Raw genomic sequence first — 15078 nt, forward strand, 5'->3', positions numbered from 1 at the left:
TATTCATCCACAAGACATTCATCCGACCCTTTCCTCTCGACCATCGATTGACCTGGTACGGCATAGATCACGATATATCGATAACGTCTATGTAACGTCTGCAAAGGGTTGACGAAACTTTTGGCACCCCTATAGGAAGGCGCTATCCGATCCCGCCGAGCCGGGCAAGCCCTGATACGAGGGGTGCATGAATGTCTGTAACCCCGGACAGCGCGGTTGCGACCGTGCCACCACGCGCGCAACCGCCCGGTGGGCGTCGCCGCATCTCACGCGTTAACGCTCACAAACGGCGTGAGGCCCGCACGGCCTACGTCTTCCTCGCCCCATGGTTCATCGGCCTGTTCGTGATCACGGTCGGCCCGATCCTGGCGTCGCTGTACTTGTCGTTCACCGACTACAACCTGCTCGAAGCGGCCAAGTGGGTGGGGTGGGACAACTACAGCAAGCTCTTCACCGTCGACACGCGGTTCCTCACCTCGCTGAAGGTGACCACGATCTACGTGGTCGTGTCGGTGCCCTTGCAGCTGGCCTTCGCGCTCGGGCTGGCCCTGGCGCTCGATCGCGGGCTGCGGGGTCTGTCGTTCTACCGTTCGATCTACTACCTGCCCTCCCTGCTGGGTGGCAGCGTGGCGATCGCCATTCTCTGGCGCAAGCTCTTCGGTAGCGACGGCCTGGTCAACGCCTTGCTGGACGTCTTCGGCATTCAGGGCGCGGGCTGGGTCTCCGACCCCGACACCGCGCTGGGGACGTTGATCCTCCTGCACGTGTGGACGTTCGGCGCGCCCATGGTGATCTTCCTGGCGGGGCTGCGGCAGATTCCGCAGAGCTATTACGAGGCGGCCCAGGTGGACGGGGCCGGCAAGCTCCGCCAGTTCCGCTCGATCACGCTGCCCCTGCTGACGCCGATCATCTTCTTCAACCTCGTACTCGAAGTGATCAAGTCGTTCCAGTCCTTCACCCAGTCGTTCATCGTCAGCAGCGGCACCGGCGGACCGGTCGACTCGACGCTCTTCTACACGCTCTACCTGTATCTGAAGGGCTTCAAGAGTTACGAGATGGGCTACGCGGCCGCCATGGCCTGGGTCCTCCTGCTCATCATCGCCGGCCTGACCGGCGTGAATTTCCTCGCGTCGAAGTATTGGGTCTTCTATGGCGACACGAAGTAAGCCGCTTCCGCTGCTGTTCCGCCCGCTCCCTCGCGGCAGCCGCGTCCTCAAGCACATCCTGCTGATCGCGTTCGGCCTGGTGATGCTCTATCCGCTGCTCTGGATGGTGTCCAGCTCGCTGAAGCCGGAGGACCTGATCTTCCGCGAGCCCGGCCTGTGGCCGAGCACCTTCACGCTGGAGAACTACAGCGAGGGCTGGACCGCGCTCAAGCACTCCTTCGGCTACTACCTGTGGAACTCCGCCGTCCTTACGGGCTTGACCGTGGTGGCGAATCTGGTCGCCTGCTCGCTGGCCGCGTACGCGTTCGCCCGGCTGGACTTCCCGCTGAAGAAGCTCTGGTTCGCGGTCATGCTCGGCTCGATCATGCTGCCGTACCACGTGACGGTCGTGCCGCAGTACATCGTGTTCTCCAAGCTCGACTGGATCAACACGATCTGGCCGCTGATCGTGCCCAAGTTCCTGGCCACGGACGCGTTCTTCATCTTCCTGATGGTGCAGTTCATCCGGACCCTGCCGAGGGAGCTGGACGAGGCCGCGGCCATCGACGGCGCGGGTTACTGGCGGGTCTTCCTCCAGGTGATCCTTCCGCTCTGCACCCCGGCGCTCGCGACGACCGGCATCTTCACTTTTATCTGGACGTGGAACGACTTCTTCAGTCAGAACCTTTACCTGACAAACTCGGACAATCTCACAGTGGCCGTTGCACTCCGCTCCTTCCTAGACTCCAGTGGCGAGTCGTCGTGGGGCCCCATGTTCGCGATGTCGATCGTGTCATTGGGGCCGATCTTCGGCTTCTTCCTTGCCGGTCAGAAATATCTGATTCGTGGTGTAGCGACCACCGGACTGAAGTAACACCCCCCGCAACTCTTCACCAGGAGGTAGAGCTGTGAAGCCTAGGATGATGTGGACGGTCGCCCTGCTGTCGGCGGCCGTGATGACGGCCGCGGCCGGCTGTGGCGGCGGTAGCGGCGACAAGGCGGGCGGCGACAAGATTCATCTCCGCTTCTCCTACTGGGGCAGTGACGCGCGGCAGAAGCTCACCGAACAGGTCATCAAGAAGTTCGAGGAGAAGAACCCGACCATCGACATCGAAGGCGACTTCTCCAACTGGGAGAGCTACTACGAGAAGCTGGCCACCAAGGTGGCCGCCAACGACGCGCCCGACGTCATCAGCATCGAGATCCGCGGCCTGAGCGAGTACGCCGGCCGCAACGCCTTAGCCGACCTGGCGGGCAAGGTCACCACGGGCGACCTCGACCAGCAGGTGCTCACCAGCGGCCAAGTGGACGGCAAGCAGTACGCCATCCCGAGCGGCGTCAACACCTTCTCGATGCTGGTCAACAAGTCGGCGCTGGACAAGGCCAAGCAGAAGCTGCCCGACGACAAGTCCTGGACCTGGGACGACTGGATCAACCTGGCCAAGCAGATCTCCGCGGCCGGCAACGGGGTCAACGGAGCCGAGTACAACTACAACCCCGCCTGGCTGCAGATCTTCGCGGCGCAGCGCGGCGAGAAGTTCTACGACGGCAACAAGATCGGGGTGACGCCCGAGACGCTCAAGGCGTGGTGGGGCATCCACCAGCAGCTCATCCAGACCAAGGGCTCCGCCGACGCCGCCAAGAGCGCCGAACTGATCTCCGTGGGCCCCGAGCAGTCGCTGCTGGCCACCAACGCGGGCGCGATGGGCATGTGGTGGAGCAACCAGCTCAACGCCCTGTCCAAGGCGTCGGGCCAGGAGCTGACCCTGATGCGGATGCCCAAGACGGCGGGTGCGACCACCGGCGGCATGTTCCTGCAGCCGTCGATGTTCTACACGGCCTCCGCCAAGTCCGACCACCTCGCGGAAGCCGGCAAGTTCATCGACTTCCTGGTCAACGACCCGGACGCGGCCTCGATCCTGCTGAGTGACCGTGGCCTGCCGACCAACGCCAAGGTGCTCGCCGCCGTCAAGGGCAAGCTGCCGGCCGTCGACCAGAAGACGCTGACCTTCATCGACGCGGTCAAGAGCGAGCTGAGCCCGATCGTCGCCCCGCCGAAGGGCGCCCTGCAGATGGAGGACATCCTCAAGCGCAACAGCGAAGAGGTCCTCTTCGGCAAGACGACACCGGAAGCCGGCGCGCAGAAGTTCCTGACCGAGGCCAACGCGGCCATCGCCGGCTGAGGTCTGATCCGGGCTGGGGGCACGACGCCCCCAGCCTCCACTCCACGACTCGGGGAGAGAAGTTGAGCACCAGGTACGCCTTCGTCGGACTCGGCCATCGCGCCCAGATGTACGTCGACGCCCTGCTGGGTGACTGGCGGGACACCGGGACGATCGCCGGCCTCTGCGACGTCAACCAGACGCGCATGAACTACTACGTCGAGCGCATCGGCGAGCCGGTGCCGTGCTTCACCCCCGACGATTTCGGCAAGCTGCTGGAGCTGGCCGACGCGGTCGTGGTCACCACGGTGGACGCGACGCACGCCCGCTACGTCGTCGCCGCCCTCGACGCGGGCCTCGACGTCATCGTGGAGAAGCCGCTCACCATCGACGCCGAGGGCTGCGAGGCCATCGCCGCGGCCGCCGAGCGCAACCCGGGCAAACTGGTGGTCACCTTCAACTACCGCTACTCGCCCCGCAACTCGGCGGTCAAGAAGCTGATCAGCGAAGGCGCGATCGGCGAGGTCACCTCGGTCCACTTCGACTGGGCGCTGGACACCATCCACGGCGCCGACTACTTCCGCCGCTGGCACCGCGACAAGGCCAACTCGGGCAGCCTGCTGGTGCACAAGTCCACCCACCACTTCGACCTGGTCAACTGGTGGCTCGCGGCGGCGCCGGAGCTCGTCTTCGCCCAGACCGACCTGCGCTTCTACGGCCAGGCCCTGCCCCGAGGCCCACGCCCCGCCCGCGGCCAAGGCGCGCCCGGCCTCGGCACCGACCCCTTCATCCTGGACATCTCCACCGATGAGCGGCTCAAGCGGCTCTACCTGGACGCCGAGCACGAGGACGGCTACATCCGCGACCAGGACGTCTTCGGACCGGGCGTGACCATCGACGACAACATGTCGGTCCTGGTCCGCTACGCCAACCGGGCCATGCTCACCTACTCGCTCACCGCGCACGCCCCGTACGAGGGCTACCGGGTCGTCTTCAACGGCACGGAGGGCCGGATCGAGCTGGAGGTCATCGAGCGGCCCTGGACGCCGGAGCAGGCCGCGATCGACCCGAGCGCCGCGGGCAAGGAGCACATGGCCGGCGCCGGGGAGAAGCTCATCCTGCACCGGCACTGGCAGGAGCGCGAGGAGATCGTGATCGAGCAGGGGGAGGGCGGTCACGGCGGCGGCGACCGGCTGCTGCTCGACGACGTCTTCCGCGGCCCCGGCGACGACCCGCTCGGGCGTCCGGCGGGTTACCGCGACGGCATCCGCAGCGTGCTGGTCGGCGTGGCCGCCACCCGCTCGGCCACCACCGGCACGCCCGTCCGCCTGGCGGCCGACGGCACCCGCCTCGTGGGCGCCTGACCGATGCGTGAGCTGCGCCACCTGCGGCCGTTCTCCGGGCCGGCCGATGCGTGAGCTGCGCCACCTCGGGCCGTTCTCCGGGCTGGCCGAGCTCGCGGAGCGCCGGCACGGCCTGTTTCCCGAGGCCGCGCCCGGCCCCGCGCTCAGGAAGGCCGCCCGCGAGGCCATCGGGACGCTCGACCTCGCCGTACGAGAGGTGCGGGTCGAGCGCTCCTGGACGACGCGCGACCTCAGCGGCGAGGAACTGTCCTGGTCGGTGGGGTTCGGCCCGCGTACCCACGCCTACCTGCTCAAGCCCCGCCACGCGGAAGGACCGCTGCCCGGCGTGCTCGCGTTGCACTGCCACGCGGGCATGAAGTGGGCGGGCAAGGAGAAGATCGCGGACGGCCCCGAGCCGGCCACACCCGAGGTGCTGCGGCTGCGCGAGCAGATCTACGGCGGCCGGGCCTACGCGAGCGAGCTGGCCAGGCGGGGCTTCGCCGTGCTCGTCCCCGACGCGATCGGCTGGGGCAGCCGCCGGTTCGACCGGGCGGACATGCCCGAGCGCGTGCTCGCCCAGGCGGACGATCCCGGCATGTCCGAGGCGGACCGCTACGACGTCGCGGCCGGGCACCACGAGCACGTGCTGGAGAAGTACTGCACCCTGCTCGGCACCTCGCTGGCCGGCGTGGTGGCGGGCGAGGACCTGGCCGCCGCGGCCTACCTGCGCTCACGCCCCGACGTCGGGCGGATCGGCTGCGTGGGGCTGTCGGGGGGCGGCCTGCGGGCGGCGCTGCTCGGCGCGTTCGACACCGGCGTCGCCGCGGTCGCCGTCGCCGCGATGGTCTCCACCTACCGCGAGCTCCTGGACGGCTACGTCGCCGGGCACACCTGGATGTTCTTCCCGCCCGGCCTGTCACGCGTCTGCGACTGGCCGGCGCTGGTCGCCGCCCGCGCGCCAGAACCGCTCCTGGTCATGTACGGCGAGCGCGACCAGCTGTTCCCGCCGGCCGGGATGCGGGCGGCGCACGAGGCCATCGCGCGCCGCCACCCGGACGGCGGCTACGAGGGGGTCTTCTTCGACGCCCCGCACGCCTTCGACGTCCCCATGCAGGAGCACGCCTTCACCTGGCTAGAGCGCCGCCTCGGCGGCTAGCCCGGCCGCCTCGGCGGCGGACAGGCGCCCGTCGGCCACGACCACGGACACGCCCCGGGTCAGCTCGTCCTCGAAGACCAGCGGCGTGTCCCAGGCCAGCGCGGTGCCCACACCGGGATACTGCGCCACCCTGACGAACCACGGATCGTCCCCCGCCCGGACGAACACCAGCGTCCAGTCCTCGCCCGCCAGCGCCAGCCACGGCGCACGGGAGCCGTGAACCCGCTCCTCGCCGTCCTCTGACGAGGTGAACACCCGCAACCCCCGCGACCCCGCCGGCGCCCGCCAGAAGAAGCCGCCGTAGCCCGCCCCGTCCCGGCCCTTGGTGGCCGAGCTCTGGATCGTCAGCGGCGCGCCCGTGAGGTTGCGCAGCGTGAAGCCGAAGTCCAGCGCCCACCCCCGCGACAGCGGGACGGCCCGCACGGTCCGCTCCTCACGGACCACCGGCTCCTCGCCCGGCCGCTGCCACAGCAGGGTCTCGGCGAAGCCCGAGGAGTCGCGCCCGGTGAACGACACATGCCGCTGGATCCCGTGGTCGTCCAGCCACTGAGGCCCCTGGTCCCTGACGAACGTCCGGCCGCCCCAGAAGTTGCGCCCGCCGACATCGGTCACGGCCACCCCGGCGCCGAGGTGGTGCGGGTGGTCCGCGGGCTGCAGCTCGGTCACCACCGTGCCGCACAGCGTGCGGACCGGGTGGAGATAGGGCCGCGGAGCCGCGGTGATCGGCAGGTCGGGCCGCGTGACGTACTCGGCGACCACCCGGTCGGCCACCATCAGCGGCACGGCCCAGCTCACGCCCAGCTCGGAGAAGAGCTCCAGCCGTTCCGCGCAGGACTCGACCATCTGGGCGATGCCGGGCAGCACCGGCCCGTCACCGGAGAGATCCTGGTGGTCCTGGTCGATCGGCAGCGGATCGGGCGCGACCCTGATGGCCTCCAGGACCTCCATGAACGCCCCGGTCCGGTGGATCGGCACGATCAGGCCGGCGCCGGAGCGTACGTGCTCGACGAGGTTCTCCAGCAGGTCGGCGCGGGGGAAGCGGCGCACGGGGCCGTCGCCGACGCGGACCTCGTCCACCGTGTACGTGAACGTGATGGTGCCCCGCTCACCATGGACGACCACGTACGGCTCGTCGCGGCCGGTGGCGCAGAGCGTCACGGCGGCCACGATCGGCGGCCCGTCCGCCAGGTGGATGCGGATGGCCGAGGTGTCGTCCGACTCGATGGCGTTGGCGTGGAACAGCTCCGCCTCGACCGACGTGACCGTGCCGCGCTCCTCGGCGCCCGCCACGGCGAGCGCGGTGGCGACGGCGTGCGCGAAGGGGTTGGTCAGCGCGCCGTCCACGATGTCCACGCCGTCGAGCCGACGCCGCCCCGACCAGGAGCTGCGGGTGAAGTAGGAGGCGGGCCGCGGCCACGCCCCCGCCACCCCGATGCCGGTCACGCGGCCGATCGTGTCCTCGGCGATCAGCCGGCGCACCTCCGGCAGGGCCGCGGACGCGAGACTCTGGAAGCCCACCTGGCAGGCCAGACCGGCCTCGGCGGCGGCCTGCTCCATGCGCTCGAAGTCGGCGAGCGTGGCCGCCGTCGGCTTCTCCACCAGCACGTGCGCGCCGGCCGACAATGCCGCCAGCGTCAGGTCCGCGTGCGTCGGGATCGGGGTCGCCAGGATGGCGATCTTCGCGCCGGTCCGCTTGATCAGCTCGGGCAGGTCGGTGGAGAACTCCGGCGTGCCGAGCCCGTCGAGGTCCTCGGGGGAGACCGGCCGCACGTCACAGACGCCCGCCAGCTCGATCTGGCCGGCCAGCTTCCGCAGCCGGTTGAGGTAGTGGGCGCCGAACCCGTGCGCTCCGGCGAGTACGACCCGCATGCTCATCTCCAGTGGAGGCCGAGCCCCCGGTGCTCACCGACGCGCACCTTCGCGTCGCTCACGTGGACGGGATACGGCTCGGCCAGCAGCCCCAGCGCGGCGAACGAGGCGTCCTCGACCTCCTCGGCCATGCACGGCAGCGGCAGAGCCAGCGCGAGCTGCGCCGACAGGTCGGGCAGCAGGTGCGGATAGACCGGTACGTCGAAGGTCCGGGCCAGCTCGGCGATGCGGAGGAACGGGGTGATTCCCCCCACCCTGACCACATTGGGCTGCACGATGTCGCAGGCCCCCGCCGTCAGCAGGTCGCGGAAGCCGTAGACGGTGTAGACGTTCTCGCCGACCGCGATGGGCACGTCCACGGACCGCCGCAGCTCCACGTGCGCGGCGACGTCGTCGGCGGGTAGCGGCTCCTCCAGCCAGTGCAGGTCGTACGGGGCCAGCGCCTCGACGGCGCGGCGGGCCCGGTGCAGGTCCCAGCGCTGGTTGGCGTCGATCATCAGCAGCGTGCCGGGGCCGACGACCTCGCGGACCGCGGCCACCCGCTCGACGTCCTCGGCGAGGTCGGGCCGGCCCACCTTCATCTTGATCCCGGGATAGCCCGCGGCCTTCCACCGCCCGGCCTGGGCGACCAGCTCCTCCAGCGAGTAATGCAGGTTCACGCCGCTGCCGTACACCGGAACCGTGTCCCTGCGCCGCCCCAGCACGTCGGCCAGGCCGCGCTCGCCGCAGCGCAGATCCCACAGCGCCAGGTCCACCCCGGCCAGCGCGACGGTGGTGATCCCGCCGGGCCCGGCCTCGCGCAGGTGCCGCCAGAGCCGGTCCCACACCACCTCGGGGTGGGGGTCCAGGCCGATGACCGCCTCGCGGATGTCGTTCTCCAGCAGCGCCTGTACGGCCCGCGCCCCGATCTGCGGCGTCCAGGAGAAGCCGGTGCCCGTCCGGCCGTCGTCGAGCGTGAGCTCCACGACCATGACGTGGTTGACGGGCACGTCCGGCCCCCACGGTCTGGACAGCTCGGCGGTGTGAGCGCTCACTTTCAGGTCGCGGATCATGAGACGCCTGCCAGCGACCGCCCGTGTTCGATCAGGGCCTTCAGTTCGGCCACGTGCTCGGGCGAGGCGTCGACCAGGGGTGGGCGCACCGGTCCCGCGTCCAGGCCGCCGAGCCGTACGCCGGCCTTGACCAGGGAGACGGCGTAGCCGGGGACCTTGGAGCGCAGCCGTACGAGCGGCTCGTAGAACTCGGTGAGCAGGTGGTCGGCGCCGTTCAGGAACGCGGTGGCGATCTCCGGCGCGAAGGCGAAGACGGCGGAGGAGTAGAGCTCCACGCCGATGCCCCGGTAGGCGCCCATCGTCAGCTCGGCCGTCGGCAGCCCGTTGAAGAACTTGAACTCCTCGCCGATCTCCCTGCGCACCGCCAGCACCGTGCGCTGGATGAGGTCGATGTCGCCCAGGCCGTCCTTGAGACCGATCACGCCCGGGATCCTGGCCAGCGCCACGACCTGCTCGGGAGTGGGCACCACCGCGTCGCGCTGGTAGATGATGACCGGCAGGATCGCGGCGACCGCGCGCACGTAGGCGGTGAAGCCTTCGTTGGGGCCCTTGGCCAGGTAAGGCGGCATGAGCAGCAGGCCGTCGGCGCCCGCCTCGCGGGCCGCGCGGGCCTGGGCGAGCGCCGACCCGAGCGGGCCGCCGGCGCCCGCGAACACCGGTACCTGGCCGGCCGTGGTCTCGACGGCCACCCGGACGACCGCGGCGTGCTCCGCCTCCGACAGCGCGGGGAACTCACCCGTGCCGCAGGCCGCGAACACCGCGCCGGGCCGATGCCGGAGCCCGCGCCTGATGTGCTCGGCCAGTACCTCCTCGGCGAGCCCGTGGTCGGGGTCGAAGGGGGTCACGGGGAAGAAGAGGACTCCGCTGAGGTTCATCCGGTCTCCAGTTCGGTGTGCCACGATCTCTTGGGCGTCCAGCCCAGCATCCGCCCGGCCTTGGCGGAGGTGAAGGCGGGAGCGGTCCCGGTGAGGTTCGCGGCCGCGGCGGCGGTCGAGGGGATGACGGCGGGGAGCAGCTCCGCCAGGGGCTCGCGGGCCAGCGCGTCGGCCGCCCCCGCGAAGAACACCTCGCCGTTGGGCAGGTCGGGCAGGCGTTCGAGGAGCACCGAGATCAGGTCGGAGGCGTCCCTGGCGTCGAGGTAGTTGAACAGCGAGGCCCCGGCGATGTCCGGCCGGTCCAGCCGTTCGGCGATCGTGTGGCCCGACTGGGTGGGCGCGCCCGTCCACTCCTCGGGAGCCACCACGAAGCACGGCCGCACCGCCGCGAACCGCGTCTCCGAGCCGCTGCGCGCGAACGACGCCATCGTCTGCTCGGCCACGACCTTGGACAGGTTGTAGGCGTTCCACGGCGCGACGGGGTGCTCCTCGTCGATGGGCAGATAGCTGGGCGTCCAGCCGCCGGGCGCGCCGTAGCCGATGACGGTCGGGCTGCTGGCCACGACCACCTTGCCGACTCCGGTGTTGCTCGCCGCCGCGCACACGTTGAAGGCGAGCTGGGTGTTGGTACGGAAGGTCAGCCCGTCGGTACGGCTGAAGGGGGTCGCGATCGCGGCCAGGTGGATCACCGCGTCGGGCCGGAAGCGGGCCATGACGTCATACGCCTCGCCCAGGTTCGTCAGGTCGGCGGGCAGGGTGACCGCGGCCTCGGGGGGACTGCCCGGGGTGACGTCGATGCCGATCACCTCGTGACCGGCCTGAGCCAATGAGGCGACCACGCTGCGCCCTAGCCGGCCGGCGCTGCCGGTCACCAGTGTTCGTGTCATCGGTCGTTCACCACTCCTGCTTGGGATACGGCAACCGGTTGCAGAAAGTATCGAGCCAGGGCCGGGAGAACGTCAAGCGGCACGGCCTTCTCCTACCAGGAGGTCTGGCCATATGAAGAGATATGGTGGGGATTTAGGTGAAAAATCCGGCGGAGATGGCTGATTGACAGTGATACAAACGATTGCACTAAAGTACTAGGTACGGTCGGAGGAGGCCAAGCGTGGCGGTGACGATTCGTGACGTGGCTGAGGCGTCGGGCGTGCATGTTTCCACGGTGTCCCGGGCGTTCTCCGCGCCCCACCTGGTCAACCCCGAGACGCGCACCCGCGTGCTCGCCATCGCCGAGGACCTCGGCTACCGGCCCAACCGCGCCGCCCGTGCGCTGACCACGGGCCGCACCCACAACATCGGCCTCATCGTGGCCGACATCGCCAACCCCTTCTTCCCTCCGCTGATCAAGGCCGCCCAGGCGCAGGCCAGGCTCCGTGACTACCACGTGTTCGTGGCCGACACCGACGAGGACCCGCAGGTGGAGGAGGATCTGATCCAGACCCTCACCAAGCAGGTCGACGGCGTGCTGCTGTGCAGCCCGCGCCTGACGAACCGGACGATAGAGCGGCTGCGCGAGGAGGTGCCGTTCGTCGTGGTCAACCGCCGGGCCAAGGGCATGCCGACCGTGCTCATGGACGTGGGCCGCGGGGCCAGGCAGGCCGTCGAGCACCTCACCGCGCTCGGGCACCGGCGCATCGCGCTGGTCACCGGGCCCAGCGGCTCGTGGACCAGCAAGGAGATGCAGGAGGCGGCCGCCGCGATGAACGACGTGGACGTCGTCTTCCTCGGCCCCAACCCGCCGACGGAGCTGGGCGGCCTGGCCGCGGCCACCGACGTCATCGCCTCGGGCGCGACGGGCGTGCTGGCCTACAACGACCTGGTGGCCATCGGCCTCATCGAAGGGCTCGCCGAGCGGGGCAAGAACGTCCCCGGAGACGTCAGTGTCATCGGCGTGGACGACATCGTGCCGGGCCGGCTGAGCCGCCCGAAGCTGACCACGATCGCCATGCCCACCGCCGCCGCCGGCCGCATCGCCGTAGACCTGCTGCTCCAGTCGGTCGATTCGGCGGCCACCGCCGCCGCCACGATGCTGGAGACGGCCCTGATCGTCCGCGAGTCCACGGGAAAGGCACACAGATGATGTTCGGAACGCTGCCGTCGGGTGAAGAGGTCGAGCGCGTCGAGCTGTCCTCGGGACGGCTGCGCGCGAGCGTGCTCACGTACGGCGCCATCCTGCAGTCGCTGGAGGTGTCCGGCGTCAACGTGGTGCTCGGACTGCCCACGCTGGAGGACTACCTCACCCGCAGCCGCTACTTCGGCGCCGTCGTCGGCAGATACGGCAACCGCATAGCGGGCGGCCGCTTCACCCTCGACGGGGTCGAGCACCGCCTGCCGCTCAACAACGGGCCCAACAGCCTGCACGGCGGTAACCACGGCTTCGACCGCAAGGTGTGGACGGTCTCCGCGGCCACCGGCTCCTCCGTGACGCTCACGCTGACCAGCCCCGACGGCGACCAGGGCTATCCGGGCACGCTGACCGCCTCGGTCACCTACACGCTCGAGGACGACGCCCTGCGCCTGGACTACACGGCCCAGACCGACGCGCCCACCGTCGTCAACCTCACCAACCACTCCTACTTCAACCTGGCGGGCGGCGGCGACGTGCTCGGGCACGTGATCCAGATGGATGCCGAGCACTACCTGCCCGTCGACGAGGACAAGATCCCCACGGGCGAGCCGGCGCCGGTCAAGGGCACGCCGTTCGACTTCACCACGCCGCACGCGGTGGGCGAGCGCTACGACGGCGGCTACGACCACTGCTTCGTGCTCGACGGCGGCATCCGGGTGACCGAGCCGGTCGGCGGCCTGACCATGGAGGTCACGACCACCGAGCCGGGCGTCCAGTTCTACGCGGGCGGCATGCTCGACGGGGTCGCCACGCCGTACGGGCCGCACGCGGGTCTGTGCCTGGAGACGCAGCACTTCCCCGACTCGCCCAACCAGCCGCAGTTCCCCTCGACCGTGCTGCGGCCGGGCGAGACCCGCACCTCGACGACCTCCTACCGGTTCACCACCTGACCGCCCGCTCGCAGCGCGGTCGTGGCCCGGAGCACCAGCAGCGCCACGTCGTCGTGTGACGGCTCGGTGGCGAACGACTCGACCGCCTGCCGGATCCGCTCGGCCACGGCGTGCGCGCTCAGCCCCGAGCAGCCCGACAGGATCGCGGTCAGCCCGTCGTCGTCATCGAGCAGCCGGTCGCCGTCGCGCCGCTCGGTGACGCCGTCGGTGACGCACAGCAGCAGCTCCTCGGGCAGCAGCTCGAACGTCTCGGTGTAGAACCGCGCGTCGCCGTCGATGCCCAGCAGCAGCTGCGAGGTGGCGACGGGCTGGACCTCGCCGTTCGCGCGCAGCAGCAGGGGCGGGGGATGGCCCGCCGAGGCGAGCGTGCACAGCGCGCCGCCCTGGGGCAGCGGCGTCAGCTCGCCGCAGAGCAGGCTGAGGAAGCGGCCGTCCTCGCCCTCGTCGAGCAGCGTCTGGTTGAGCCGGTCGAGGATGTCGGCCACGGTGTAGTTCTCCTTGGCCAGCAGCCGTACGGCGTGGCGGGCCAGCCCGGTCACCGCGGCGGCCTCCGGACCGCTGCCGCAGACGTCGCCGAGGGCGAAGCACCAGTGGTCGCCGACGGTGAACAGGTCGTAGAAGTCGCCGCCGACGTGCGCACCCTCTTCGGCGGGCTCGTAGACGACCGCCGACTCCAGCCCCGGCATCGGCGCCACCCGCATGGGCAGCAGGCTGCGCTGCAGCACGCTTGACGTGGTCGCCTGCCGCGAGTAGAGCATGGCCGTGTGGAGGTTGAGTGCCACCAGGCGGCACAGGTCGGCGAGCAGGTCGGCCAGCTCCAGCGGCAGGGTCGGCTCGACGCGCCCGATCACCAGCGCGCCGTGCGAGCGGCCCTGGGTGAGCAGCGGGAACGACAGCACGCTCTCCGGCCCGACCGGCCAGGTCACCTCGCCCAGCGCCGAACGCGGGATGACGGGCAGGACCTGGCGCAGCTCGGCGTTGTGGCGTTCCTCGCTGTGCCACACGTGCGCGAGCCTGGTCATGCCTGCCAGGTCGGTCAGGTAGACCGCCGCCCAGGTGGCGATCTTGGGTACGACCAGCTGGGCCGTCAGAGCCGCGATCAGCTCCTCGTCGTGTACGCCCGCCAGCAGTTCGCCGGCCTCCGCCAGGAACGACAGCCGGCCCCGATGCGCCCGGTCCCGCTCGGCCAGTCGCTCGCGCTGCACGGTCACCGCCACCTGGTCCGCGATGTACTGCAGGCTCGCGGTGAGCGCCTGGTCGAACCGGCCGGGCTCGGCGGCGGTCGCCACGAGGTAGCCGGTCACCTCGCCCGCCACCATGAGCGGCGCGCACGCCAGCGACCTGGCCTGGAGCCGCTGGGCCAGCTCGACGTCGGTGGCCAGCAGGTCGTCGAACATCGCCGGCGCCTTCTGCTCCACGCCGAACACGCCCGCGGTCACCACACCCACCAGCCCCGCCGTCGCCCCGGTGCCCGCCGCGACGCCGAACCGGTTGCCGCCCTCGGCCCGTACCAGCACATAGGCGGCGTCGGCCGCGCTGGACAGCTGGACGATCTGCGCGATGGTGTCGAGCAACTCGTCGAGCGGCATGTCGTTGTCGAGCAGGTCCTTGATGCGGCCGCCCGGCTCCCGCTTGAGCGGGGCCGGTGGGGAGGCCAGGACGTAGCGGTGGTCGCTGGACACCACGATCCAGATCGACCGGCGGTCCTGGGCGCGGCCGTCGGTACGCAGGTGGGAGATGTAGACCGGGAGCAGGTCCCCGTCGCGGTGCCGCATCCTGGACTCGCCGCGCCAGCGGCCGAGGCCGAGCGTGTCCGACAGCGACAGCGCGCACGGGCCGTGCCTGCGCCAGGCGACCAGCTCCGCCAGCGGCCGGCCGGCGACCTGGGCGGCGGACCAGCCGAGCAGCGCCTCCGCCTCGGCGTTCCAGGTGACGATCCGGCCGTCGAGGTCGCTCACGATGACGGCGACGTGCAGGGTCTCCGTGGAGGCGGCGATCGCGGCGGCCTTCGTGGCGGGGATGCCGGACGCGCTCTCGTGGCCGCACCCCTTGTCGAGCTCCATGCGGACCCAGACCCGCTTGGCGGCGCCCGTGTACGTGACGCCCCAGGCGTCGGCGAGCATGCCCGCCAGCGCGAGCCCGCGCCCCGTGGTGGCCATGCCGTCGGGCGGTGGCGACTCGGCGGCGGGCACGATCAGGGTCGGGTGATGGTCGTCGACCTCGATCTCCAGCCTGGTCGGGACGGCGTTCGGGTCGAGCCGGCAGGTCAGCTCCAGCCCCGTTCCCGCGTGCACCACGGCATTGGTGACGAGTTCGCTGGTCAGCAGCACGGCGTCTTCGGTCAGGTGGCTCAGCTGCCATTCGCCGAGCACCTGACGTACGAAGCGCCGTGCGGCCGCGGGGGCCTGCGGGGTGCCGTCGAAGGCCGTGCTCGACACGCGGGTCGTGTCCACTATGC

At 70.4% G+C, this 15078-nt stretch carries 12 protein-coding genes; 7 read left to right on the forward strand and 5 right to left on the reverse strand.

The features are described from left to right. Positions 1-191 precede the first annotated feature (191 nt). The 5 genes from LDL49_RS09685 to LDL49_RS09705 all read left to right on the forward strand — a co-directional run bounded on the left by LDL49_RS09685 (position 192) and on the right by LDL49_RS09705 (position 5806). Positions 192-1166 (forward strand): carbohydrate ABC transporter permease, encoded by a 975-nt coding sequence (locus LDL49_RS09685; protein WP_225290623.1) that lies wholly within the window; start codon positions 192-194, stop codon positions 1164-1166. After that, positions 1150-2019: a carbohydrate ABC transporter permease gene (locus LDL49_RS09690; protein ID WP_225290624.1), complete on the forward strand. Its 870-nt coding sequence runs from the start codon at positions 1150-1152 to the stop codon at positions 2017-2019. Before LDL49_RS09685 ends, LDL49_RS09690 begins: the two co-directional genes overlap by 17 nt. Positions 2020-2053: 34 nt before the next feature. Beyond that, positions 2054-3328 carry an ABC transporter substrate-binding protein gene (locus LDL49_RS09695; RefSeq protein ID WP_225290625.1) on the forward strand — a complete coding sequence of 425 codons (1275 nt, stop codon included), beginning with the start codon at positions 2054-2056 and terminating at the stop codon, positions 3326-3328. 62 nt (positions 3329-3390) lie between these two features. Beyond that, the gene (locus LDL49_RS09700) at positions 3391-4671 is read left to right on the forward strand and encodes a Gfo/Idh/MocA family protein (protein WP_225290626.1); all 1281 of its coding nucleotides are present in this window, start codon (positions 3391-3393) and stop codon (positions 4669-4671) included. Between the two features lie 46 nt (positions 4672-4717). After that, positions 4718-5806, forward strand: coding sequence for a dienelactone hydrolase family protein (locus LDL49_RS09705; RefSeq protein ID WP_225290627.1), 1089 nt, complete (start codon positions 4718-4720; stop codon positions 5804-5806). On the opposite strand, the gene LDL49_RS09710 is transcribed toward LDL49_RS09705, so the two are convergent. The 4 genes from LDL49_RS09710 to LDL49_RS09725 are packed head-to-tail and all read right to left on the reverse strand — an operon-like array spanning position 5783 to position 10489. Further along, complete coding sequence (locus LDL49_RS09710) at positions 5783-7675, reverse strand: DUF6807 family protein (protein WP_225290628.1); 1893 nt, start codon at positions 7673-7675, stop codon at positions 5783-5785. The two genes, LDL49_RS09705 and LDL49_RS09710, sit on opposite strands and share 24 nt — an antisense overlap. A gap of 2 nt (positions 7676-7677) precedes the next feature. Then, positions 7678-8727, reverse strand: coding sequence for a mandelate racemase/muconate lactonizing enzyme family protein (locus LDL49_RS09715; RefSeq protein WP_225290629.1), 1050 nt, complete (start codon positions 8725-8727; stop codon positions 7678-7680). Then, positions 8724-9602 carry a 5-dehydro-4-deoxyglucarate dehydratase gene (locus LDL49_RS09720; protein ID WP_225290630.1) on the reverse strand — a complete coding sequence of 293 codons (879 nt, stop codon included), beginning with the start codon at positions 9600-9602 and terminating at the stop codon, positions 8724-8726. The genes LDL49_RS09715 and LDL49_RS09720 overlap by 4 nt, the downstream gene beginning before the upstream one ends. Then, positions 9599-10489 (reverse strand): NAD-dependent epimerase/dehydratase family protein, encoded by an 891-nt coding sequence (locus tag LDL49_RS09725; RefSeq protein WP_225290631.1) that lies wholly within the window; start codon positions 10487-10489, stop codon positions 9599-9601. Before LDL49_RS09725 ends, LDL49_RS09720 begins: the two co-directional genes overlap by 4 nt. A gap of 221 nt (positions 10490-10710) precedes the next feature. On the opposite strand from LDL49_RS09725, the gene LDL49_RS09730 reads away from it, so the two are divergent. Both LDL49_RS09730 and LDL49_RS09735 read left to right on the forward strand, forming a co-directional pair. Next, positions 10711-11682: a LacI family DNA-binding transcriptional regulator gene (locus LDL49_RS09730; protein ID WP_225290632.1), complete on the forward strand. Its 972-nt coding sequence runs from the start codon at positions 10711-10713 to the stop codon at positions 11680-11682. Then, positions 11679-12620, forward strand: a complete 942-nt coding sequence (locus LDL49_RS09735; RefSeq protein WP_225290633.1) for an aldose epimerase family protein — start codon at positions 11679-11681, stop codon at positions 12618-12620. Before LDL49_RS09730 ends, LDL49_RS09735 begins: the two co-directional genes overlap by 4 nt. Here the strand turns inward: LDL49_RS09735 and LDL49_RS09740 are convergent. Further along, the gene (locus LDL49_RS09740; protein ID WP_225290634.1) at positions 12602-15073 is read right to left on the reverse strand and encodes a SpoIIE family protein phosphatase; all 2472 of its coding nucleotides are present in this window, start codon (positions 15071-15073) and stop codon (positions 12602-12604) included. The two genes, LDL49_RS09735 and LDL49_RS09740, sit on opposite strands and share 19 nt — an antisense overlap. Between the last annotated feature and the right edge of the window lie 5 nt (positions 15074-15078).

The sequence above is a fragment of the Nonomuraea aurantiaca genome (genome assembly GCF_020215705.1).
Lineage (GTDB): Bacteria > Actinomycetota > Actinomycetes > Streptosporangiales > Streptosporangiaceae > Nonomuraea > Nonomuraea aurantiaca.

Coding starts and splice junctions, on each gene's coding strand:
- LDL49_RS09690 (WP_225290624.1), top strand. CDS start 1,150: ATGGCGACACGAAGTAAGCCGCTTCCGCTGCTGTTCCGCCCGCTCCCT.
- LDL49_RS09715 (WP_225290629.1), bottom strand. CDS start 8,727: ATGATCCGCGACCTGAAAGTGAGCGCTCACACCGCCGAGCTGTCCAGA.
- LDL49_RS09705 (WP_225290627.1), top strand. CDS start 4,718: ATGCGTGAGCTGCGCCACCTCGGGCCGTTCTCCGGGCTGGCCGAGCTC.
- LDL49_RS09735 (WP_225290633.1), top strand. CDS start 11,679: ATGATGTTCGGAACGCTGCCGTCGGGTGAAGAGGTCGAGCGCGTCGAG.
- LDL49_RS09685 (WP_225290623.1), top strand. CDS start 192: ATGTCTGTAACCCCGGACAGCGCGGTTGCGACCGTGCCACCACGCGCG.
- LDL49_RS09725 (WP_225290631.1), bottom strand. CDS start 10,489: ATGACACGAACACTGGTGACCGGCAGCGCCGGCCGGCTAGGGCGCAGC.
- LDL49_RS09720 (WP_225290630.1), bottom strand. CDS start 9,602: ATGAACCTCAGCGGAGTCCTCTTCTTCCCCGTGACCCCCTTCGACCCC.
- LDL49_RS09710 (WP_225290628.1), bottom strand. CDS start 7,675: ATGCGGGTCGTACTCGCCGGAGCGCACGGGTTCGGCGCCCACTACCTC.